Origin of the sequence: Acinetobacter lwoffii (assembly GCF_029024105.1) — a bacterium.
Classification (GTDB): Bacteria; Pseudomonadota; Gammaproteobacteria; order Pseudomonadales; family Moraxellaceae; genus Acinetobacter; species Acinetobacter lwoffii.
The window spans coordinates 224,355-247,811 of the sequence record NZ_CP118963.1; the positions used below are offsets into that span (position 1 = coordinate 224,355).

16 protein-coding genes, 2 tRNA genes and 3 rRNA genes are annotated in these 23,457 nt (G+C 44.4%); 14 read left to right on the plus strand and 7 right to left on the minus strand.

Annotation, left to right across the window (positions count from 1 at the left end; genetic code table 11):
- Positions 1-66 precede the first annotated feature (66 nt).
- Genes atpG through PYW33_RS00920 form a run of 3 tightly spaced genes read left to right on the plus strand, consistent with a single transcriptional unit; the run spans position 67 to position 2,804 of the window.
- Entirely contained in the window at positions 67-936 is an 870-nt protein-coding gene (atpG, locus tag PYW33_RS00910; protein WP_004644862.1) for a F0F1 ATP synthase subunit gamma, read from the plus strand.
- Between the two features lie 26 nt (positions 937-962).
- Positions 963-2,357: a F0F1 ATP synthase subunit beta gene (gene atpD / locus PYW33_RS00915; protein ID WP_004644863.1), complete on the plus strand. Its 1,395-nt coding sequence runs from the start codon at positions 963-965 to the stop codon at positions 2,355-2,357.
- Positions 2,358-2,384: 27 nt separating this feature from the next.
- Entirely contained in the window at positions 2,385-2,804 is a 420-nt protein-coding gene (locus tag PYW33_RS00920; protein ID WP_004644865.1) for a F0F1 ATP synthase subunit epsilon, read from the plus strand.
- Between the two features lie 216 nt (positions 2,805-3,020).
- On the opposite strand, the gene PYW33_RS00925 is transcribed toward PYW33_RS00920, so the two are convergent.
- Positions 3,021-3,494: a hypothetical protein gene (locus tag PYW33_RS00925; RefSeq protein WP_004644866.1), complete on the minus strand. Its 474-nt coding sequence runs from the start codon at positions 3,492-3,494 to the stop codon at positions 3,021-3,023.
- 363 nt (positions 3,495-3,857) lie between these two features.
- Here PYW33_RS00925 and PYW33_RS00930 point away from each other — a divergent pair, with 363 nt between their 5' ends.
- Positions 3,858-5,234, plus strand: coding sequence for an NAD-dependent succinate-semialdehyde dehydrogenase (locus PYW33_RS00930; RefSeq protein ID WP_004644867.1), 1,377 nt, complete (start codon positions 3,858-3,860; stop codon positions 5,232-5,234).
- A 48-nt stretch (positions 5,235-5,282) separates the two neighbouring features.
- Here the strand turns inward: PYW33_RS00930 and PYW33_RS00935 are convergent, their stop codons facing one another.
- From PYW33_RS00935 to PYW33_RS00945, 3 genes are all read right to left on the minus strand, one after another.
- A complete protein-coding gene (locus tag PYW33_RS00935; RefSeq protein WP_004644868.1) occupies positions 5,283-6,275 on the minus strand; it encodes a pirin family protein in 993 nt (330 codons plus the stop codon).
- 141 nt (positions 6,276-6,416) lie between these two features.
- Positions 6,417-7,016, minus strand: a complete 600-nt coding sequence (locus PYW33_RS00940; RefSeq protein WP_004644869.1) for a hypothetical protein — start codon at positions 7,014-7,016, stop codon at positions 6,417-6,419.
- Between the two features lie 324 nt (positions 7,017-7,340).
- Entirely contained in the window at positions 7,341-7,886 is a 546-nt protein-coding gene (locus PYW33_RS00945; RefSeq protein WP_004281007.1) for a glutathione peroxidase, read from the minus strand.
- Between the two features lie 190 nt (positions 7,887-8,076).
- Here PYW33_RS00945 and PYW33_RS00950 point away from each other — a divergent pair, with 190 nt between their 5' ends.
- Positions 8,077-8,973 carry a DMT family transporter gene (locus tag PYW33_RS00950; RefSeq protein ID WP_004644871.1) on the plus strand — a complete coding sequence of 299 codons (897 nt, stop codon included), beginning with the start codon at positions 8,077-8,079 and terminating at the stop codon, positions 8,971-8,973.
- Positions 8,974-9,418: 445 nt separating this feature from the next.
- On the opposite strand, the gene tsaC is transcribed toward PYW33_RS00950, so the two are convergent.
- The 3 genes from tsaC to PYW33_RS00965 all read right to left on the minus strand — a co-directional run bounded on the left by tsaC (position 9,419) and on the right by PYW33_RS00965 (position 12,415).
- Complete coding sequence (gene tsaC, locus PYW33_RS00955; RefSeq protein WP_004644872.1) at positions 9,419-9,988, minus strand: L-threonylcarbamoyladenylate synthase type 1 TsaC; 570 nt, start codon at positions 9,986-9,988, stop codon at positions 9,419-9,421.
- Between the two features lie 41 nt (positions 9,989-10,029).
- A complete protein-coding gene (dprA, locus tag PYW33_RS00960; protein ID WP_004644873.1) occupies positions 10,030-11,169 on the minus strand; it encodes a DNA-processing protein DprA in 1,140 nt (379 codons plus the stop codon).
- Positions 11,170-11,260: 91 nt separating this feature from the next.
- On the minus strand, positions 11,261-12,415 hold the full coding sequence (locus PYW33_RS00965; protein WP_004644874.1) for a LysM peptidoglycan-binding domain-containing protein: 1,155 nt from the start codon (positions 12,413-12,415) through the stop codon (positions 11,261-11,263).
- Between the two features lie 120 nt (positions 12,416-12,535).
- On the opposite strand from PYW33_RS00965, the gene def reads away from it, so the two are divergent.
- The 9 genes from def to PYW33_RS01010 all read left to right on the plus strand — a co-directional run bounded on the left by def (position 12,536) and on the right by PYW33_RS01010 (position 23,300).
- A complete protein-coding gene (gene def, locus PYW33_RS00970) occupies positions 12,536-13,066 on the plus strand; it encodes a peptide deformylase (RefSeq protein WP_004644875.1) in 531 nt (176 codons plus the stop codon).
- 92 nt (positions 13,067-13,158) lie between these two features.
- Positions 13,159-13,569, plus strand: coding sequence for a DUF2946 family protein (locus PYW33_RS00975; RefSeq protein WP_004644876.1), 411 nt, complete (start codon positions 13,159-13,161; stop codon positions 13,567-13,569).
- A 72-nt stretch (positions 13,570-13,641) separates the two neighbouring features.
- Positions 13,642-15,729: a TonB-dependent copper receptor gene (locus tag PYW33_RS00980; RefSeq protein WP_004644877.1), complete on the plus strand. Its 2,088-nt coding sequence runs from the start codon at positions 13,642-13,644 to the stop codon at positions 15,727-15,729.
- A gap of 754 nt (positions 15,730-16,483) precedes the next feature.
- Positions 16,484-18,021, plus strand: a 16S ribosomal RNA gene (locus tag PYW33_RS00985).
- 60 nt (positions 18,022-18,081) lie between these two features.
- Positions 18,082-18,158: transfer RNA gene (locus PYW33_RS00990), tRNA-Ile, on the plus strand.
- Positions 18,159-18,229: 71 nt separating this feature from the next.
- Positions 18,230-18,305: transfer RNA gene (locus tag PYW33_RS00995), tRNA-Ala, on the plus strand.
- Positions 18,306-18,750: 445 nt separating this feature from the next.
- A 23S ribosomal RNA gene (locus tag PYW33_RS01000) occupies positions 18,751-21,645 on the plus strand.
- Between the two features lie 193 nt (positions 21,646-21,838).
- Positions 21,839-21,953, plus strand: a 5S ribosomal RNA gene (gene rrf, locus PYW33_RS01005).
- Together the 16S, 23S and 5S rRNA genes with 2 tRNA genes alongside form the textbook arrangement of a ribosomal RNA operon.
- A gap of 153 nt (positions 21,954-22,106) precedes the next feature.
- Positions 22,107-23,300: an MFS transporter gene (locus tag PYW33_RS01010; RefSeq protein ID WP_004644878.1), complete on the plus strand. Its 1,194-nt coding sequence runs from the start codon at positions 22,107-22,109 to the stop codon at positions 23,298-23,300.
- The last annotated feature ends 157 nt before the right edge of the window (positions 23,301-23,457 follow it).

A 23,457-nucleotide genomic window follows, 5' to 3' on the forward strand; every position in this document is an offset into this window, starting at 1 on the left:
GTCGGTTTGGTTCACGGAATCAACCTTCGGAAGCTCGCAAGGGCTTTCGAATACTAGGTTAAGCGTATGGCAAATTTAAAAGAAATTCGCGCCAAAGTAGCTAGTATCAAGAGCACGCAGAAGATTACTCGAGCGATGCAAATGGTAGCAGCTTCTAAGATGCGTCGTGCGCAAGAGCGCATGGCTCAAGGCCGTCCGTATGCCGAAAATATGCACCGTGTAATTGCTCATTTGGTCCAAGCGAATCCTGAATATAAACACCGTTATATGGTTGAACGCCCGGTTAAGCGCGTTGGCTATATCATTGTGTCTTCAGATCGTGGCCTTGCTGGTGGTTTGAACATTAACCTGTTCAAGAAAGTGGTTAAACACGTTCAACAGCAACAAGAGCAGTCAATTGAAGTTCAATTTGCTTTAATTGGTCAAAAAGCGGTTTCGTTTTTTAAAAACTACGGCGGTAAAGTGCTTGGTGCGACGACGCAAGTCGGCGATGCTCCAAGTCTTGAGCAGTTATCTGGTTCTGTACAGGTGATGTTGGATGCTTATGATAAAGGCGAGTTAGATCGTATTTATCTAGTGTCAAACGGCTTTGTCAATGCCATGACTCAAAATCAAAAGATCGAACAACTTGTTCCTTTGGCTGCTGCTGAAGAAGACAAGAATCTGAACCGTCAATACGGTTGGGATTATATCTACGAGCCTGAAGCTGAAGAGCTTTTAAATGGCTTGTTGGTTCGCTATATCGAGTCTGTGGTGTATCAAGGTGTGATTGAAAACATCGCATGTGAGCAGTCTGCACGTATGGTCGCTATGAAAGCAGCGACAGACAACGCAGGCGAGATCATTAAGAGCCTGCAACTTATTTATAACAAGCTGCGTCAAGCCGCGATTACTCAGGAAATTTCTGAGATCGTTGGTGGTGCCGCTGCCGTTTAACATTATTTTGAATTGAGGAGACAGCAATGAATAGCGGTCGTATCATTCAGATCATCGGCGCGGTTATCGACGTCGAGTTTGAACGCAATAGCGTTCCTAAGATCTATGACGCTCTCCAAGTAGATGGTACTGAAACTACTTTAGAAGTTCAGCAACAGCTTGGTGATGGCGTAGTTCGTACTATTGCAATGGGTTCTACTGAAGGCCTTAAGCGTGGTTTGAACGTAACTAACACTAACGCGCCGATTTCTGTACCAGTAGGTACAGCGACTCTAGGCCGTATCATGGACGTTCTTGGTCGCCCGATCGACGAAGCTGGTCCTGTTGCGACTGAAGCGCGTTTACCAATTCACCGTCAAGCGCCTTCTTATGCAGAACAAGCGGCTTCTACTGACCTTTTAGAAACTGGTATTAAAGTCATTGACTTACTTTGCCCGTTTGCGAAAGGTGGTAAGGTTGGTCTGTTCGGTGGTGCCGGTGTTGGTAAAACTGTAAACATGATGGAATTGATCAACAACATCGCGAAAGCTCACTCAGGTTTATCTGTGTTTGCTGGTGTTGGTGAGCGTACTCGTGAAGGTAACGACTTCTATCACGAAATGAAAGATTCTAACGTTCTAGACAAAGTAGCAATGGTCTACGGTCAGATGAACGAGCCACCGGGTAACCGTTTACGCGTAGCGTTGACTGGTTTGACTATGGCTGAATATTTCCGTGACGAGAAAGACGAAAACGGTAAAGGCCGTGACGTACTATTGTTCGTAGATAACATCTATCGTTATACACTAGCGGGTACTGAAGTATCAGCACTTCTAGGTCGTATGCCATCTGCAGTAGGTTACCAGCCTACACTTGCAGAAGAGATGGGTGTTCTTCAAGAGCGTATTACATCGACTAAGTCTGGTTCTATTACGTCAATCCAAGCGGTATACGTACCTGCCGATGACTTGACAGATCCATCGCCTGCTACAACATTTGCTCACTTAGACGCAACTGTTGTATTGAGCCGTGACATCGCATCTTCTGGTATTTACCCAGCGATCGATCCACTAGACTCAACTTCACGCCAGTTAGATCCGTTAGTTGTTGGTCAAGAGCATTATGAAATTGCACGTTCTGTACAGAACGTATTGCAACGTTATAAAGAGCTTAAAGACATCATCGCGATTCTTGGTATGGACGAGCTTGCTGAAGAAGATAAACTGGTTGTTTACCGTGCGCGTAAAATCCAGCGTTTCTTCTCTCAACCGTTCCACGTAGCTGAAGTATTTACTGGTGCTCCTGGTAAATTAGTATCTCTTAAAGAAACGATTCGTGGCTTTAAAGGTCTTCTAGCTGGTGAATACGATCACATCCCAGAACAAGCGTTCTACATGGTTGGTGGTATTGACGAAGTTATTGCTAAAGCCGAGAAACTTTAATTAGCTACTCTAATTTAGGAGATTCTCATGGCGACTATGCAATGTGATGTTGTAAGTGTTCAGGAGTCTTTGTACTCAGGCACTATAACTATGCTAATTGCAAAAGGTGCTGGCGGTGAGTTAGGTATTATGCCTGGCCATGCTCCGTTGGTAACTTTGCTCCAACCTGGCGCGATCCGCGTTATTTTGGAAAACGGTACAGAAGAGTTGATCTATGTATCTGGTGGTGTTCTAGAAGTTCAACCGCATGTTGTTACGGTTCTTGCAGATACTGCAGTCCGTGCAGAAAACTTAGATGAAGCAGCTATTGTTGAAGCGCGTAAACACGCTGAAGCATTGCTTGCGAATCAAAAGAGCGATTTGGACTCTGCTGCTGCTTTGGCTGCTCTTGCAGAAACTGCTGCACAGTTGGAAACGATCCGCAAAATCAAAAACCGCGCTCAATAAGAGACGGTTTGAGATTGAAAAAACCACCCGAAAGGGTGGTTTTTTTATGGTTCATAGGTTCTTATCATGTTTGTTTTTATATATGTGTTCATAAAAAAAGATTAAGTCTTTTTCTCTACCATAATTATTGCCAGAACCAAATGTAGCTACTACGTACAAAAAACCAAACTTTTCTAATTCAGATGCTGAAAAGTTACATTCATTATTCGTAAGGTACTAATCCTTCTTGGATTTGTTCATTTCAAATGATAAGTAGGCTTTTTCTAACCCTTCTAATAAAAACGATGTAAATTGAGGAATAATATGAGCATATCTTAAAAAATTTTCACGATTTATTTCTTTCGCATCATATAAAAGAGCTAAACGAGCGAGCATTTTAGATTGATGGATTAAATAGACTTTATCTAAAGCATTGAGTAATTCACCACCTATTTCTAAGTTGTTTTGATTCTTGAAGATTTTTAGTAATGTTCCTGATGCTAACTTTTCACCTTCCTTTATAAATTCCAGGATATTTTTTAATTTTTGCTTTTCGTTATAGCTTCTGAAAACTTTATAAATCGCTAAACCTGAAGATGCTATTGGAAAAGCTTTTAAAATTTCTTGAAAAATAGTATCAGTCGTTTCTAAAACTGTATTATCAAAATAGTTTTCTGCTGTTTGAATGATATTAGATGGTATTTGACTCATTATGAATTTTCTTTTTTCTACTATATAGAATAATGTACTACACACCTGAAAATTTGAAATTTATATTTTTAGCATCACCTTAAAACAGCTGATTTAGATTATTTGTTTTAGCTTGGAATTTTTGCAAGTATCGATCTTGAGAGTGTTGGTTTTACATTTCCGATTCTTAAATAAATTTTAATTTGTACCACTCGATATAACTTTTACCCTTTCTCAGTAATGTTTTGAACCAATCTGTAAACCTGCACACGCCATAAAAAAATCAGTGATAAGTTAAATGATTCGAACAGATTTCGCTTGTTATAGCTTAATACGATAGAAGTTTAGAACAGGCAAAACTTATAATTGAAAAAAGGGAAAACCATGGCTTATCAATCTATTAATCCATTTACCAATCGAAAATTGAAAGACTACCCATCGCATAGCGATCAAGATATTCAACATGCACTCGATACCGCAGAAAAAATCCTAAAGTCAGAATGGTCACAACAGGTCGATACCCGTATTGAAGTACTGCGCAAATTGGCCAGCAATATGCGAGCGCAAAAAGCTGAACTGGCTAAGCTCATGACGCTGGATATGGGAAAACTGATCAAGCAGAGTGAAGGTGAAATCGAAACCTGCGCCAAAATTGCAGAATATTATGCTGATCATGCCAAAGAATTTTTAGCGCCCGTATCCTATGAAACGGAACTGGGTGAGGCCTGGGTTGAGCATCATCCACTGGGTATTATCATGGCGGTAGAACCGTGGAATTTCCCGTTTTATCAACTGATGCGGGTCTTTGCGCCGAACTGTGCGATTGGTAATCCGGTTCTGGCAAAACATGCCGGCATTGTGCCGCAATGTGCCGAAGCCTTTGAGCAACTGGTGTTGGATGCAGGCGCACCCAAAGGTGTCTGGACCAATCTATTTATCAGCAGTGATCAGGTCGCTGAAGTAATTGCAGACAAGCGTGTGCGTGGTGTAGCACTCACAGGTTCAGAAGGTGCGGGCAGTGCAGTCGCTGAACAGGCCGGAAAACATCTTAAAAAATCAACGCTGGAACTGGGCGGTAATGATGTATTTATCGTACTCGATGATGCAGATCTGGAACGCGCGATCAAGTTAGGCTGTCAGGCGCGTGTCAATAATGCCGGGCAGGTATGTACAGCGGCGAAGCGATTTATCTTGCATGAAAAAATTGCCGAACAATTCAAGGCCGGCATGCTGAAAGCTTTTGAACAGTTAAAACTGGGTGATCCGCTCGATCCTGAAACCACTTTAGGACCGCTGTCTTCAAAAGACGCACTGGAAAAACTCAGCAAGCAGGTCGAAAAGGCCGTAGCACAAGGTGCGACCGTAGTTACTGGCGGTAAGGCTGTAGAACATCAAGGCAATTTCTATGCACCGACCATTCTGGAAAATATCACGCGTGAAAATGAAGCTTGGTATGAAGAATTTTTTGGTCCGGTGGCGCAAATTTATGTGGCGAAGAATGATGATGAGATTGTCGAAATTGCCAATGATTCCAATTATGGCCTAGGTGGCGTGATTCATTCACAGGATATCGAGCGTGCCAAAAAACTGGCGTCACGGGTGGAAACAGGCATGATCTGGATCAACTGGTTTACTGACACCACACCTGAGTTGCCATTTGGTGGAATCAAAAATTCCGGTTATGGGCATGAACTGTCGATTGATGGTTTCAGAGAATTTGTGCAGAAAAAACTGGTCGTCGTCAAAAGCCCGAAAAAATAATACGATCTAATGTCAAAGAAGCCACTATTCAGTGGCTTCTTTGTTTGGTTAGTCTGGATATTCTTCACGTTTGCCGCCTTCATAACTGGCAAAACGTGGGTGTTCTGGTGGAAATGACGGTTCAGCACTTGGCCAAGGCCAGCCCCCAAACTGAGTTTCGCGATAACGGCGAAAAGCAGTATCTAGCTCTTGCGCACTATTCAAAACAAAAGGCCCATGTGTGGCAACTGGTGCACCGATCGGTTCACCCTCCAGCCATAAAATATGTGATTCCAGCAGCCCACCTTTGAGCTGAATATCTGCATCGGGTTTAAGTTCCAGTAGATGCTTTGGCGCTATCTTCTGTCCTTCAAGTTCCAGGCTTTTGCCCTGATAAAAATAACAAAAACGCGTTGCAGTAGCAGTAGTGGCAGGAATGGTTAATTCTGCTTCAGGCCCTAAAGTGATTAAATAAATATTGAGCTGATTCTCTGGAAGGGCTGCCCATGAATGTGGCGGGCGGTCCAGTGCCTGAGTCTGTTTAAATTGTCCTGAAATGACCCGGATATCCGCTTTACGTCCGGCCGTATCTGCTGAAAATACATGCGGAATCTGTTCACGCCAAAACATTTTATAATCGACAGGCTGTTTTTTCTGCTCCGGTGAGGAATTGAGCCAGATTTGAAACAGCTCCAGCGGATTGTCCTGATCTTGATGAACCAAAGGAAACATCTCGCAGTGCTGTACTCCATTGCCAGTGGTCAGCCATTGCACATCACCTGCGGCATAACGTCCCGAATTTCCAAGCGAGTCAAAATGATCGACATAACCGCGCTCGACAATGGTAATGGTTTCAAAGCCAGTATGCGGATGCTCCGGAAAACCGGGAATACTCTCGCCATAATACATGTCATATTCATGCTGCTGTGGCGGGGAAACTGGGCCTAATTCGGCATTGCCTTGTGGATAATGATCTTGATGATGAACGGTAAAAATAAAAGGATCTTTCAGATCAAGCCGGGATGTCACTGAAACCACAGAATACAGCACTGAATTCGACATGATTGAACTCCTGATGATCTGATTAGATGAAAATTCTTGATCTAAATATAATTTTTATAATCCATAACAGTGTATAGCCTGCAAGGCGATTGAGGAAGATGTGTTTCGATCAATCGCCTCAAAATGAGATTTTTAGGTATTTTAAGTATTGTCCTGATCAGTATTGCTCTCTGATTCCTGATCTGGATTCTGGATCAGCAAGCCGGCCAGTTTGACCATTTCGGATTGCACATTAACCATCTGCGATTCAATCTTTTTCAAGTTCACTTGGCTGAAATCCACCTGACCGTTTAAAAGAGGAGAAGCCAGAACTTGCTGGTTGGCGGTCATGATGTTGTCACGAATCTGGTCAATTTCCTGGCTTTTCAAGTTCAGGTTGCCCAGCACCTGATTAAAACTGCTGAGTTGCTGTTGAAGCTGAGTCGCAGTGGACTGCAGTTGCTGGGTATCCTTGGCTTCGACCGCCGTTTGCAGTTCGGTCTGGGTCTGTTTTAACTGTTCGACATAACTGCCGGCCTTGAGCTGCAAGTCGGCTACATCACGAACCATATAAAACATATTGCCCGATTTAAGCTCGGTTTGCGCTGTTGAGCTCTGTTGCTGAGAGGCTGGTTCCAGATCTGAGGTCGTGGTATCTGCCTGTTCAGCCGGTGCTTCGACAGCCTGATCACAGCCCATCAGTAAAATTCCAGAGCTAAATAATGCGAAAGGAAGGACAGCATTGGCAAGAATCTTGGACATGGAATCAGGGTCTCGATACAGGTGATGGAATTTTAATAGTATCTAATATAAGGACAAACTATGGAGATAAAAAAGATTGTTGCAAACTCATAACAATTCTTCTGGGTTCCGAATATTTCATTATTTAAAAACAGGAAAAAGTTTATTAAAAGCTGGTAAAGAAGTACTTTGTTCTCACCGAATTGGCTTTTTTAGCCTGCAATTACTTTAAAGATATGTCCGGTGAATCTCAATTTAGCTAAATAGCAGTTTTGAAAAAAATAAGTATCTACCAAGAAAATAGATACTTATTTCAAGCTTGATGCTTATGAGAATAATCGAGAATTATTTTGCAAGTTCTGCATTCACTGCATCGACAATCCGTGGATCATCCGCAGTGATGTCTGGTGCAAAACGCGCCACTACTTCACCATTTTTATTGATCAGGAATTTTTCAAAGTTCCAGAGTACTTCTGGTGGCTGGTTTGGGGTTAGGCCATAATCGACTAGATCTTTCCACCAAGGACCTTCACCGATACGTTCCGGTACAGCCTGCGTAAGGGTGGTATATAAAGGATGCTTGTCTTCACCCGCGACAGAGATTTTAGCAAATAGCGGGAAGTCGACTTTATAATTCACTGAACAGAATTCCTGAATCTCGGCTTCGCTACCCGGTTCCTGTTCCAAAAAGTTATTGGCAGGGAAGCCAAGAATTTCCAGACCTTCCGCTTTTTTGTCCTGATACAGTTTTTGTAAGCCTTCATATTGCGGCGTCAAGCCACATTTAGATGCGACGTTAACCACCAGCAAAACCTTACCTTGGTACTGGTTTAAAGTGGTTTCTGTTCCTTCAATGGTTTTGACTGGAATGTCATATACAGAGCGAGTCATTAGATTTCCTGTTTATTACGACTGAACGGTATTTGTTTTAACGGGTATTCGCTTTCAGTACAAGTAAAAACAGGTGAGCTCAGTTACTTAAAGCTGCAAATTGCCTCAATATTATGTGAAAAATCTATTATGCTAGGATGCGCGAATACGCATAGCTTAATAACAAGACCAGCGACTCATGGATGAAAGTATGACACAGCAACAAAAGGCAGTCTGGTGGGCCATGGCCTTACCACTGGCCGCAGTTTTGATTTGGTCTCTGAATATGACTGTCACCCGCTATGTGGCAGATTATATTTCTCCCATCAGTATCAGTTTCTACCGCTGGGCCTTGGCCTTACTGATTTTAACTCCATTCATGTTGCCCAAAGTCAAAGCAGCGTGGCCGGAGATCCGTCCATATCTCGGGCATTTTGCTGTTTTGAGTGCGCTGGGAATGGTGCTTTATCAGGGGTTGGCTTATAGTTCGGCACACTATACCACTGCAACCAATATGGGCCTGATCAATGCCTTTATTCCTATTTTTACCATTATCGTGGGTATTTTTGTTTTAAGGATTCGCCCAACACAGGCTGCAGTGCTGGGGAGTCTTCTGTCTTTTATTGGCTTGATGTATGTCATGGCACAAGGGCAGGGTTTACAGTTTTTAACTGTTGGTGAAAGTTATATTGGCGATCTGTTGATGTTGATCGCAGTATTTTTCTATGCCTGTTATGGCGTGTTTCTGAAAAAATGGCAGATTCAGATTCCACTCTTAGTGAGCCTGTATATTCAGATTTTTATGGCCTTTCTCTATCATATTCCTTTGGTATTGATTTTAGGTCTGGACAGCATCAATCATGCTAATGCAGCCAGCATTATCTATGCCGGAATTTTCCCATCCATTGCCGCGCCGTTATTCTGGATGATGGCTGTGCAGCAACTTGGTCCCAATCGCAGCAGTATTTTTATGAATCTGATGCCGGTTTTTACTGCAGTAGTCGCATATTTGTGGCTGGGTGAAGCGTGGACCATGTATCACAGTATCGGCGGTGGCATCATTTTACTTGGAATCCTCTGGGCTCAATATCCCGGAAGATCCGCTTAATCAGGAATTAAAAGAGCTAATTAAGAATTTTGTCTGATTAAATATTGAGCGGTTGATCAAAACTTTTTTAATTGAAATCCCCTTTTAAATGCTAATTTTCAAATGTTAAAACAAATAGAAAAATATCGTTTTATTTTAAAAAGAGAATAGAAAGAGCAAGATATTTTGAATATTGGTCAAAAAATGTTTTCTATTAATAGATAATATGTATTATTTGATTGTTTTATTGTACTTGTCGTTGTACTCAGTTTCTTTCATAATGCGCCCATCGAGAATGATCAAGCAAGAAAATCCTTGTTTTATCAGACTCCCAGAGATTTTCTGAACCCTCTGGATGTGATTTATGCACATCCTTTTTTATGCTCAGCCATCCCTATATGGCTGAGCTTTTTTTTGTCTTAAAACTTTAGTCGGGCTTGAGTGTCCCGACTAAATCAGACAGGACTCAGTCACGAATAATTGCGCCAGTCACTGCATCAATGATCCGGCTTGGTTGCTGACTTAAACCGAGGTCACCATTTAGATAATTCAGGTTCTGGTCAAAATAGCGGATCGCATCCTGAAGTGAGCGGGCAGGTTCCATGCCGGCAGGGTTGGCACTGGTCGAAACGATAAAACCGCCAAAGGCCTGACACAGTGCCACACAGAGTGGGTGAGTGGTTACACGTACGGCTACTTTAGGATGATGACCTTTAATCCAGTCAGGAATGTCTTTATTTGCAGGAAGTAACCAGGTGGTCGCGCGATCAGCAGGTCTTTCATGGTTCCAGGATTCAATCACTTTTTCACGCATTTCTTCGCTTAAATCCTGCAACAGATGTTCTACCTGTGAAAGATGAGCTGCCAGCAGAATCACGCCTTTTTCAATCGGGCGCTGTTTTAATTCTAAAATCTGATGAAATGCCTGTTCATTATAGGGGTCGCAACCCAAGCCCCAAACAGCCTCTGTAGGATATGCCAAGACTTGTCCATCTTTAAGCCATGCTGCTGCTTCGGCAACAGAGGTAGTGATCATGTGGATACCTTATATCAAACAACAAAGCGCTATTGTGAACCTTATTTGAGAATCCGACAACGTAGATAGAGGCCGGCTTGCTGGGTACAAAAACCGAGTAACTCCAGTTCCATGAGTTGGCTGGTCAAAGCAGATACCTCTTGCTGAACCTGCGTTCCCAGTTGATCCAAACTCTGTCCCACCCAGTCCAGCTGATTATACAGACTGAGCAGATGCGGTGGAATTTGCTGTGATGTTGCTTCAATAACTTTCGTTTTGGTGGTGTTTTCCAAAGCTTGCCATTGCGTGGCCAGCGCCAGTTCTTCGATGACCTGCTGTGGATGGTCAATCAGAATCGCACCTTCACGAATCAGTTGGTGACAGCCCTGGTGATGTTCACTGTAAATATGCCCCGGGATGGCGAATGTGGTCTTGCCTTGTTCCGCTGCCCATTGTGCGGTCAGCAATGAACCGCTTTTCAAGGCGGCTTCTGCCACAATCACCCCGAGGCTTAAGCCACTGACAATTCGGTTACGCCGTGGAAAATGCTGCTGTAAGGGGGGAGTAAATGGCAAAAACTCAGTAATGACCGTACCTCCATGTTCGATGATTTGCTGACGTAGTGTTTGATGGGCAGCAGGGTAGGTCTGTTCAATGCCTGTGCCCATCACTGCAATCGTTCGCCGATGTTGTAATGCGGCCTGATGTGCGGCTTCATCAATCCCTTGTGCCAGGCCACTATTAATATAAAAACCCTGTTCACTCAAATAAAAAGCAAAGTCATAAGCGACTTGCCGGCCGTGCAGACTGGGCTTGCGACTCCCCACAATCGCGATTTGCGGTTGCAGCAATTGATCTGCATACCCTTGCCCGAACAGGATTGGCGGCTTATGCGCATAATGGCTCAATTGCTGTGGATATTCGGCATCTGTATGTAAAAGCACAAAGTCACTGTGCAACTGGATCTGCTCAAGACTGCGCTGAAAATGGAGCTGCGACTCACTTGACTGGAAATCTTGCAGGCGCTGAATGTGGTTTTTATGAATGCCCAACTTACGCCAGGTTTCGGTTTGAGAACCATCAATTGCATGGGCGAGGTCTGCATAATGCTGACTGATTTTATAAAAGCTGCTGAGGGAGTGTTGCAGTAAATACCACAGCGTAATGGCATGGATTTGCGCTGTCGACAATGTATTCAACATGGTGAGACCTATTTCGGTGTCTTCTTATTATGGGTATGAGTTCAAACAAGAGGGATGATGCCGATCAATCCACATCATCCCGTTTAAAAGCTTAGTCTTCTAATAGTGGCGGCTGAATGTTGGCACCAACCTTGATTGGTAATTCACTTTCCAGCACATAAGCGTAGCTCAATTGATCGAAGGTTTTAAATACCATGACCTGACCAATACGCTCGCCCGGTAATTGCACCCGTTCTTTGGTTTTCGGATCAGTCACCACTTCACCTTTTTGATTCACGCTAAAGACATGACCCGTCTGGACCCCATGTGCCGTACCACGGTCAATGGTGACGACACTATGACGTGCTGCTGTACCAATCGACCCCAATACACGCACAATCTGACCACCGGCAGCAATATTTTCTGCATTGGTCGGATAGAACAGGGTCGGTAACATTGGATCGTATTCAGGCAAGACGCGATCACCACGACGTACTTCTGCATTGTAACTATCTGTCAGTTCAAGTGTGGTGACATCACCTTCGCCACGTACCGCAATACCAGATGCCACCTGTTGCAGCTCGAGTGCAGACGTATATTTCTTGCCATTTGCATCCGTAAATACATACGGTTCAGCTTCACGATACACCGCATAGCGTTGACCCACTACCAGGCCGTGACCACGTGCATAGACTTTCTGACCTTTGCCAGCCAGTACGCGCTGATCTGCAGTTCCGAGAATGTAGGGTGTGCCCTGAACTGAATCAGGCGCCAGAAGGGTATAGCGTTCCAGCCACTGCTTAATATGTTCAAGCGGAATCACGGGAATCGTATTATTTAAAGATTCAACACGAATCTGGGGTTGCAGAGAAGTACTGCCAAGATAGCGGCTGATAATACCTTCACAACCATCACCTTCGTCTTTACCAATAATCGGACGGCCTTGGTAATCACACATCAGCAGGCGGTCACCCGGGAAAATCCAATGTGGATTTTTCACGTGCTTATTACTGGCCCAGATTTCCGGCCAACGTACCGGATTTTTCAGGAAGCGTTTCGAGATATCCCAAAGCGTATCGCCTTTTTTCACTACATAAACGTTCGGTGCATTGGCTTTTAATGCCGGTGGATTGACGTTGCGTGCAGGTGCTGCCTCGGCAGAATGAATGGTCCCCATACTGACGCCGACACAAACGGCAAGTGCCAGCATCTGATTTTTAAACCCCAAGGCACTAAAAAATGGCATGCCCTTCAAAACCTTTTTCATTATCATAATTCCTAAAATTATGTGCGTAGTTGCGTTATAATAACGATCTTACACACATTTTTTTGATGAAGCATTCCCTTCATTTGGTTTTTTGATCAATGGCATAATTGAGGACGCAGTATGGCCTTATTACCTATTTTAAGTTTCCCGGATCCCCGTCTTCGTACCATTGCACAACCTGTCGAAGAAGTGACTGATGAAATTCGTCAGCTCGCTGCGGATATGTTTGAAACCATGTATGAAGCACCAGGTATCGGACTTGCCGCGACTCAGGTGGATCGTCATATTCAGCTGATTGTTATGGATCTGTCTGAAAATAAAGATCAACCGATGGTGTTTATTAACCCCAAAATCACACCATTGACTGAAGAAACGCAGCCCTACGAAGAAGGCTGTCTATCAGTTCCTCAAATATACGATAAAGTTGATCGTCCGTCACGCGTAAAAATTGAGGCAATTAATCTGGAAGGTCAAGCATTTGAGCTCGATGCTGACGGACTTCTCGCTGTGTGTATCCAACATGAAATGGATCACTTAAATGGCAAATTATTTGTCGATTATTTATCGCCATTAAAACGTCAACGTGCACGTGAAAAAGTGGAAAAACTGGTACGCCAGCGTAATAAAGACAAGGTGGCAGTGAAGCGCTAGGATCATTTTAAAGTTTATTTAAATGGTCTAGCAAAGCCCAATTCTGATTGGGCTTTGCTATAATCAACATAAGCATATTTTAGGAATAGCCTGTGTTTTTACGCGCGGGGCTGCTATTTGCATTTGCAGCTGTGTTTCTACAGATTGCTGTATTTTTACAGCCTTTGTTACCGAAGCAATATCAGGTTGCTCCGGTCTGTGAAACCATCACGCGTGCGCTTTTTATCGCGACAGATGCTCATGCGCAGCATAGTGCTGGCGAGCATAGCCACCTTATCCAATCTGATCATCTTCAACATGATCATCATGATGCCAATCATCAGTGTCAGTACTGTAAGGTTCATGCCAATTTAGTTTTACCGCCTGATCTGGACATCAAACAGGTACTTGACCGGATTCATGTCCGTTTAATTGCTTATCAAAAAACTTTTAAGCATGTCTGGTTTGTCCTTCAGCAACTCTTCTTAATTCCTCAGGGGCGAGCGCCACCACTGCCTGCATAAATCTGCATTTTTCAGCTTGGGTTGGTATTGACTCAAGCCGTGCCTAATTTATGTATTTAGTGAGATAGAGAAATGGCTCAGCCTAAATTTTCTTTACAGCCACTTGCGGCTGCGATTTGTGTTGCTTGTTATTCTTCGGTGGTGATGGCCAATGATGCCATGCCGGTTCAGACTTTGGCCCCGATTGTGGTGACATCGGCAGCAGGTAATGATGCCAATGGGCTGATTGTCCGCGCTGATCCAAAACAGCCGATTCAACCGATTCCTGCCAGTGATGGTGCGGATTATTTGCAAAGTATTGTTGGCTTTAGTTCGGTCAATAGCGGTGCCGGCACCAATGGTGATGTGACGTTCCGTGGGATGTTTGGTTCACGAATTAAGATCCTAACCGATGGCACCGAAAACCTGGGCGCCTGTCCAAGTCGTATGGATTCGCCAACCTCTTATATTTCTCCGGAAAGCTATGACCGTATTTCGGTGATTAAAGGACCGCAAACGGTTCAGTATGCCAATACTGGCTCTGCGGCCACAGTGATTTTCGAACGTACACCGGAGCAGTTTGATCAAGATCAAAACTATCGCGGTCAGGCCAGTGTCTTGATGGGATCTTTCGGACGTCTTGATCATAATGTGGAAGTCGCAGCAGGCGATGAACAGAAATATATCCGACTCAATACCAATCGTTCGGTATCGAGTAGTTATCAAGATGGTGATGGAACTACTGTGCCTTCAGACTGGGAGCGCTGGAATGCGGATCTGACATTGGGCTGGACTCCAGATACAGATACCTGGGTAGAGCTGACGGGTGGTAAGGCGGATGGTGAAGCAGTTTATGCCGGTCGTGATATGGATGGATCACAGTTTGCCCGTGAAAGTCTGGGTTTACGTGTTGAAAAGAAAAACCTGACTGATGTAATTCAGAAAGTTGAGGCACAGATCAACTATAACTATAACGACCACATCATGGATAATTTTAGCCTGCGTCCAGTGCCGATGAAGCATGATGAGCATACTCATAACATGCAGCCAGCACCCTCTGAAATGCAGGTTACACGCCGTACTTTAAATACCCGTATGGCGATAACGAGTGAATGGGATCAAAACCAATTGATTGCCGGGATGGATTCTCAGCGCAATACGCATGCTGGAGGAATGACATCCACAAGCATGAATATGCCGCTCACTCCAGATATGAAATTCCAGTCATATGGAGCTTTTGCTGAGCTAAGTCATGAACTAAGTGATAACAACAAATTGGTTACTGGTGTGCGGGTCGATCAAGTGGAGATTGATGCCTTAAAAACTGGACAAACCCGTCAGGAAACCTTGCCAAGCGGCTTCATTCGTTTTGAAAATACCCATCCAGAACATGATGATGGTAAAACCTATATCGGACTGGGGTATGTGGAGCGTGTGCCTGATTATTGGGAATTATTTAAGACCGATTATCATGGAATAACTGCAAATACATTTAAGCAACTGAAAACAGAAAAGACCTTACAACTCGATCTGGGTTATCAACATCATCATGGCGCGTTTAATTCTTGGGTATCAACTTATGCCGGTGTGATTCAGGATTTTATTCTGATGACTTATCCTAAGTCTGCAAACTCTGGGCATGGTCATCCTATGGGTAATGATATGGGAGAAATGCAGCCAGCAAAAATGAATAGTGCGGATTCAAGAAATATCGATGCAACCATTGCAGGCGCAGAAGCTGGAATTGGTTATCAGTTTACTGATGCAATTCAGACAGATATCAGTGCCATGTATGCTTGGGGCGAAAACACCACAGACAATACGCCGTTGCCACAAATTTCACCTTTAGAAGCCCGTGTTAACTTGCGCTATGTTCAAGACAAATATAATTTTGGATTGCTATGGCGTGTAGTGGATGGTCAAAACCGGATCAGTCTTAACGAAGGTAATATCGTTGGTTATGACAATAAGCAGAGCGCAGGCTTTGGTATTTTGTCTTTAAACGGTAGCTACCATGTTATGGATAGCGTGGATGTATCAGTCGGAGTCGATAATGTTCTAGACCGGACTTATACCGAGCACTTAAATAAAATGGGTACTTCCGGGACAGGTTTACCAACAACTGAGCAGTTTAATAATATGGGACGTAATTACTGGGCACGTGTCAGTATGAAATTCTAATTGTTCCTCAGTACTCCAAAAGCCATTGCTCAATAGCGATGGCTTTTTAATTTTTAGCGTTGCAATAAATTTTCCATATTTAAATCGGGCCTATGTATCTTGGAAGAAGACCCAATAAAACAAGTTTTGTGTATATAAACGCCAAGTTGCTGAAGAATCAAACAAGAATAGAATGTGAATTGAACGATATAAGTCATGTAATAAAGATTTTTATAATTTAAATTTAAATAAAACAATATCTTATTGTGTTTATGGATGGGTTTTGTTGGATGTGCTCAATAAAATTCAAAAATAATGAAAATAAATTAACTATATATAACAATTACTTATATTTTTATTGGTTTGAAAAATAAACACATGATAAAAAATCTTTGCAAGAAGTGTTGCAAGGGCTCTGAAATGCTGTAGAATGCACATCCATCGGCGGTGATGAAGACTAAAACTTCTGATAAAACAGTGACTTAGTTAAGTTTGATTGGGTTGGGTTTTATTTGATAAGTTTAAAAATAGTTTTCATTACTGGTTGACTTTCTAGAGATAGAGAGTAATATAGCCGACCTAGCTTGCTGGTGACGAACCAACAAGAAGATCATTAAGAGATTATGAAGAACAACTTGTGTGGATTTTTACTGATTGATTGATCGAAATTATTTTCATTGATTGATGGTAGAAATTACTCGAAGTTTATTTGAGAAATATTTGTCAGAAAATTGATGAGCCAAGATTGGCACCCTTTAAGGTGCTACATAGTATTAAACTGAAGAGTTTGATCATGGCTCAGATTGAACGCTGGCGGCAGGCTTAACACATGCAAGTCGAGCGGGGAAAGGTAGCTTGCTACCTAACCTAGCGGCGGACGGGTGAGTAATGCTTAGGAATCTGCCTATTAGTGGGGGACAACATCTCGAAAGGGATGCTAATACCGCATACGTCCTACGGGAGAAAGCAGGGGACCTTCGGGCCTTGCGCTAATAGATGAGCCTAAGTCGGATTAGCTAGTTGGTGGGGTAAAGGCCTACCAAGGCGACGATCTGTAGCGGGTCTGAGAGGATGATCCGCCACACTGGGACTGAGACACGGCCCAGACTCCTACGGGAGGCAGCAGTGGGGAATATTGGACAATGGGGGGAACCCTGATCCAGCCATGCCGCGTGTGTGAAGAAGGCCTTTTGGTTGTAAAGCACTTTAAGCGAGGAGGAGGCTACCGAGATTAATACTCTTGGATAGTGGACGTTACTCGCAGAATAAGCACCGGCTAACTCTGTGCCAGCAGCCGCGGTAATACAGAGGGTGCAAGCGTTAATCGGATTTACTGGGCGTAAAGCGCGCGTAGGTGGCCAATTAAGTCAAATGTGAAATCCCCGAGCTTAACTTGGGAATTGCATTCGATACTGGTTGGCTAGAGTATGGGAGAGGATGGTAGAATTCCAGGTGTAGCGGTGAAATGCGTAGAGATCTGGAGGAATACCGATGGCGAAGGCAGCCATCTGGCCTAATACTGACACTGAGGTGCGAAAGCATGGGGAGCAAACAGGATTAGATACCCTGGTAGTCCATGCCGTAAACGATGTCTACTAGCCGTTGGGGCCTTTGAGGCTTTAGTGGCGCAGCTAACGCGATAAGTAGACCGCCTGGGGAGTACGGTCGCAAGACTAAAACTCAAATGAATTGACGGGGGCCCGCACAAGCGGTGGAGCATGTGGTTTAATTCGATGCAACGCGAAGAACCTTACCTGGTCTTGACATAGTAAGAACTTTCCAGAGATGGATTGGTGCCTTCGGGAACTTACATACAGGTGCTGCATGGCTGTCGTCAGCTCGTGTCGTGAGATGTTGGGTTAAGTCCCGCAACGAGCGCAACCCTTTTCCTTATTTGCCAGCGGGTTAAGCCGGGAACTTTAAGGATACTGCCAGTGACAAACTGGAGGAAGGCGGGGACGACGTCAAGTCATCATGGCCCTTACGACCAGGGCTACACACGTGCTACAATGGTCGGTACAAAGGGTTGCTACCTCGCGAGAGGATGCTAATCTCAAAAAGCCGATCGTAGTCCGGATTGGAGTCTGCAACTCGACTCCATGAAGTCGGAATCGCTAGTAATCGCGGATCAGAATGCCGCGGTGAATACGTTCCCGGGCCTTGTACACACCGCCCGTCACACCATGGGAGTTTGTTGCACCAGAAGTAGGTAGTCTAACCTTAGGGGGGACGCTTACCACGGTGTGGCAGATGACTGGGGTGAAGTCGTAACAAGGTAGCCGTAGGGGAACCTGCGGCTGGATCACCTCCTTAACGAAAGATTGACGATTGGTAAGAATCCACAACAAGTTGTTCTTCATACGATGTATCTGAGGGTCTGTAGCTCAGTTGGTTAGAGCACACGCTTGATAAGCGTGGGGTCACAAGTTCAAGTCTTGTCAGACCCACCAAATCTGACTAACGAAGCATGAAAGTGCTGAAGCAAACAGAACAGAACGATACATTGACTTATTGATAAGCTGGGGACTTAGCTTAGTTGGTAGAGCGCCTGCTTTGCACGCAGGAGGTCAGGAGTTCGACTCTCCTAGTCTCCACCAAATTTCAAGATCATAAAAGCACTGCTTTTCCTTGAAATTTAAGCAAGAAGCTACGCTTCGCGCAGTATGTAAGCATACAGTGATGAAGTTGTTTAGTTCCTAAGCGATCAAGTGTTTAGATCCTAGAGATTAACAAGTACAGGCGTTATGATACGCGCACTTGATAACCTCTGTGATTTATCACAGTTTCCTGACCTGACGAAGGCTGGAAAAATCATTAACAGAATATATTTGAGTTGAAATAATTTGTTCAAACTCGTTTCAAGTAGGCAACTACAAGAAATGAGTTCTAGCGAAATTAACTGAATCAAGCGTTTTGGTATATGAATCTAATTGAAGCTGTACAGTAGTTAAGTCTACGAAACGCCAACTGTATGAGTAAGTCGCAAGACAAGCTCTGTTGCTTATCCTACTTGTAAGGATAAACGACTGTTTGGGGTTGTATAGTCAAGTAATTAAGTGCATGTGGTGGATGCCTTGGCAGTCAGAGGCGAAGAAAGACGTGATAGCCTGCGAAAAGCTCCGGGGAGGCGGCAAATATCCTGTGATCCGGAGATGTCTGAATGGGGAAACCCACTTACCATAAGGTAGGTATTGCAACATGAATACATAGTGTTGCAAGGCGAACGAGGGGAAGTGAAACATCTCAGTACCCTTAGGAAAAGAAATCAATTGAGATTCCCTCAGTAGCGGCGAGCGAAAGGGGAAGAGCCCATTAAGTCATATAAGTTCTAGTGGAACGCTCTGGGAAGTGCGACCGTAGACGGTGATAGTCCTGTACACGAAAGGGCTTATATGATGATGTCGAGTAGGGCGAGGCACGTGAAACCTTGTCTGAATATGGGGGGACCATCCTCCAAGGCTAAATACTCCTGACTGACCGATAGTGAACCAGTACCGTGAGGGAAAGGCGAAAAGAACCCCTGTGAGGGGAGTGAAATAGATCCTGAAACCGCATGCATACAAGCAGTGGGAGCCGGCTTAGTCCGGTGACTGCGTACCTTTTGTATAATGGGTCAGCGACTTATATTCAGTAGCGAGGTTAACCGCATAGGGGAGCCGTAGGGAAACCGAGTCTTAATAGGGCGTTTAGTTGCTGGGTATAGACCCGAAACCAGGTGATCTATCCATGAGCAGGTTGAAGGTTGGGTAACACTAACTGGAGGACCGAACCCACTGTCGTTGAAAAGCCAGGGGATGACTTGTGGATAGGGGTGAAAGGCTAATCAAACTTGGTGATAGCTGGTTCTCCCCGAAAGCTATTTAGGTAGCGCCTCGGACGAATACCATTGGGGGTAGAGCACTGTTTCGGCTAGGGGGTCATCCCGACTTACCAAACCGATGCAAACTCCGAATACCAATGAGTACTATCCGGGAGACAGACTGCGGGTGCTAACGTCCGTAGTCAAGAGGAAAACAATCCAGACCGCCAGCTAAGGCCCCAAAATTATAGTTAAGTGGGAAACGATGTGGGAAGGCATAGACAGCTAGGAGGTTGGCTTAGAAGCAGCCACCCTTTAAAGAAAGCGTAATAGCTCACTAGTCGAGTCGGCCTGCGCGGAAGATGTAACGGGGCTAAAACTATATGCCGAAGCTGCGGATGCATAATTTATTATGCGTGGTAGGGGAGCGTTCTGTAAGCCGATGAAGGTGGATTGAGAAGTCTGCTGGAGGTATCAGAAGTGCGAATGCTGACGTGAGTAACGACAATGCGAGTGAAAAACTCGCACGCTGAAAGACCAAGGGTTCCAGTCCAACGTTAATCGGGGCTGGGTGAGTCGACCCCTAAGGCGAGGCCGAGAGGCGTAGTCGATGGGAAATTGGTTAATATTCCAATACTTCTGTGTAATGCGATGAGAGGACGGAGAAGGTTAAGTCAGCCTGGCGTTGGTTGTCCAGGTGGAAGGTTGTAGGCATGTATCTTAGGCAAATCCGGGGTACTCTATGCTGAGAACTGATAGCAAGCTGTACTTGTACAGTGAAGTGGCTGATACCATGCTTCCAGGAAAAGTCTCTAAGCTTCAGTTACACAGGAATCGTACCCGAAACCGACACAGGTGGTCAGGTCGAGTAGACCAAAGCGCTTGAGAGAACTCTGCTGAAGGAACTAGGCAAAATGGTACCGTAACTTCGGGAGAAGGTACGCTGTTGTCTGTGATAGGACTTGCTCCTTGAGCGGCCGACAGCCTCAGAAACCAGGCCCCTGCAACTGTTTATTAAAAACATAGCACTCTGCAAACACGAAAGTGGACGTATAGGGTGTGATGCCTGCCCGGTGCTGGAAGGTTAATTGATGGGGTTAGCGTAAGCGAAGCTCTTGATCGAAGCCCCAGTAAACGGCGGCCGTAACTATAACGGTCCTAAGGTAGCGAAATTCCTTGTCGGGTAAGTTCCGACCTGCACGAATGGCATAATGATGGGGGCGCTGTCTCCAGCAGAGACTCAGTGAAATCGAATTCGCCGTGAAGATGCGGTGTACCCGCGGCTAGACGGAAAGACCCCGTGAACCTTTACTGCAGCTTGACATTGAACTTTGATCTTACTTGTGTAGGATAGGTGGGAGGCTTTGAAGTCGCGACGCTAGTTGCGATGGAGCCGTCCTTGAAATACCACCCTGGTAATATTGAGGTTCTAACTCTGTCCCGTTATCCGGGACGAGGACCATGTCTGGTGGGTAGTTTGACTGGGGCGGTCTCCTCCTAAAGAGTAACGGAGGAGTACGAAGGTGCGCTCAGCGTGGTCGGAAATCACGCGTAGAGTATAAAGGCAAAAGCGCGCTTAACTGCGAGACCCACAAGTCGAGCAGGTACGAAAGTAGGTCTTAGTGATCCGGTGGTTCTGTATGGAAGGGCCATCGCTCAACGGATAAAAGGTACTCTGGGGATAACAGGCTGATACCGCCCAAGAGTTCATATCGACGGCGGTGTTTGGCACCTCGATGTCGGCTCATCTCATCCTGGGGCTGAAGCAGGTCCCAAGGGTATGGCTGTTCGCCATTTAAAGAGGTACGCGAGCTGGGTTTAGAACGTCGTGAGACAGTTCGGTCCCTATCTACCGTGGGCGTTGGAAATTTGAGAGGATCTGCTCCTAGTACGAGAGGACCAGAGTGGACGAACCTCTGGTGTACCGGTTGTCACGCCAGTGGCATCGCCGGGTAGCTATGTTCGGAAGGGATAACCGCTGAAAGCATCTAAGCGGGAAGCCTACCTCAAGATAAGATTTCCCCGAGACTTTATGTCTCCTAAAGAGCCGTTGAAGACTACGACGTTGATAGGTTGGATGTGGAAGCATGGTGACATGTGAAGCTGACCAATACTAATTGCTCGTGAGGCTTGACTATACAACACCCAAACAGTTGTTGTACGAACTTCGAAAGAAGTGAGGATCAATTGATTCAATATTAAACAAAGTGACTTGATTTAGTTACGCTAAACGAACAAACTACTGCAACTCAGATAAATCTGTTAATGAATTCTATTTGGTAGAAAGCAAGGCATCTCAATAAGACCTAGCAAGTATCCATAAACAGTTGTGCTGGCGACCATAGCAAGAGTGAACCACCTGATCCCTTCCCGAACTCAGAAGTGAAACCTCTTAGCGCTGATGGTAGTGTGGGGTTACCCATGTGAGAGTAAGTCATCGCCAGCTCATTATTCAAAAATCCCCCTCCGCATCAGCAGAGGGGGATTTTTTTATGCGTGGAATTTAGTCAAATAAATGTTATTTATGTGCTATTTCGACTGAAACATCACATAAAAATAAAATTGAGAGGCGTATACTGAACCGGTCTATGGAGCGGATATGTCCTCAAATTCATCTTCAAGCCATATTGAATATGGCTCTTCTGCTTTTAAAGCAGTGCTTTTTTCCTTATTCCTTGCTGGCTTTGCCATTTTTTCATCACTGTATTGCGTACAGCCGATGATGCCGATTCTGGCTGATTATTTCCAGGTCAGCCCGACTCAAAGTAGTTTCCCCTTATCTTTTTCTACTATTGCCTTGGCAGTTGGCCTGATTTTTACTGGACTAATTTCAGACCGATTTGGTCGTAAGCCGATTATGGTCTGGTCTCTATTTTCAGTCTCAGTATTATTGCTATTAAGTGCAATATTGCCGATCTGGTCCGTGTTTCTGACCACACGAGTAATGATTGGATTGACAGTCAGTGGTGTCGCAGCAGTCGCGATGACTTATATCGGGGAAGAAATTGCAGAAAAGGATATCGGTTTTGCCATGGGCTTATATATTTCTGGCACAGCGATAGGTGGTATGGGAGGGCGTTTAATTGCCGGAGTTTTAGTTGATTTTATCTCTTGGCAATCTGCTACTTTGTTGATTGGTATTTTAAATCTCTGTATTGCAGGCTTATTTTATTACCTCTTACCCGCTTCGCAACATTTTAAAGCCTATCCAATCAAGCTGAATCGTTTTAAAAACTCATTTAGACAGAATCTAGCTGATCCAAAACTTCGGGTTTTATTCCTGCAAGGTTTTATCTTGATGGGCTGCTTTGTCTCGGTATTTAATTATCTGAGCTATCGCTTGATCCAAGCGCCATTTGAGCTATCTCATGTCTGGATTGGTGTGATTTCGATTACTTATTTGGCCGGCATTTATAGTTCCCCTCGAGCAGCACATTGGGGGCGGCATTACGGAAAATTTAGAATATTGGCAGCCATGATCCTGATGATGCTTGTGGGCTTGTCGCTGATGCTGATCAATCAGTTGGTTGTTGTTTTTACCGGATTGCTGATTTTTACTTTTTCTTTCTTCGCTGCCCATTCTACCGCCAGTAGCTGGGTGTCGATCCAGTCGTTACAGTATCGGGCAGTCGGTTCGTCGCTGTATTTATTTTGCTATTACTTGGGTTCAAGTGTGTTGGGGAGCTCAAGCGGATTGGTGTGGGAAAATTATGGCTGGATAGGATTAACTGTGTTTATTGCCGCGTTATTACTGACGGGTTTGTCATTCAGTTTAAAACTCCGTTCAAATTAGAGATTATTTCCAAGCTTTCCTCCTCATAAATAGAATCAATTTCTTTTTTGAAATATTTAAACTTTAGATTCAAGTGACAAATAGAGCGTGATTCAGTTAGTCTCTGATTTTGTATAAATTATAATCAAGCAAGCTAGGGCCGATTCATGGTAAAATA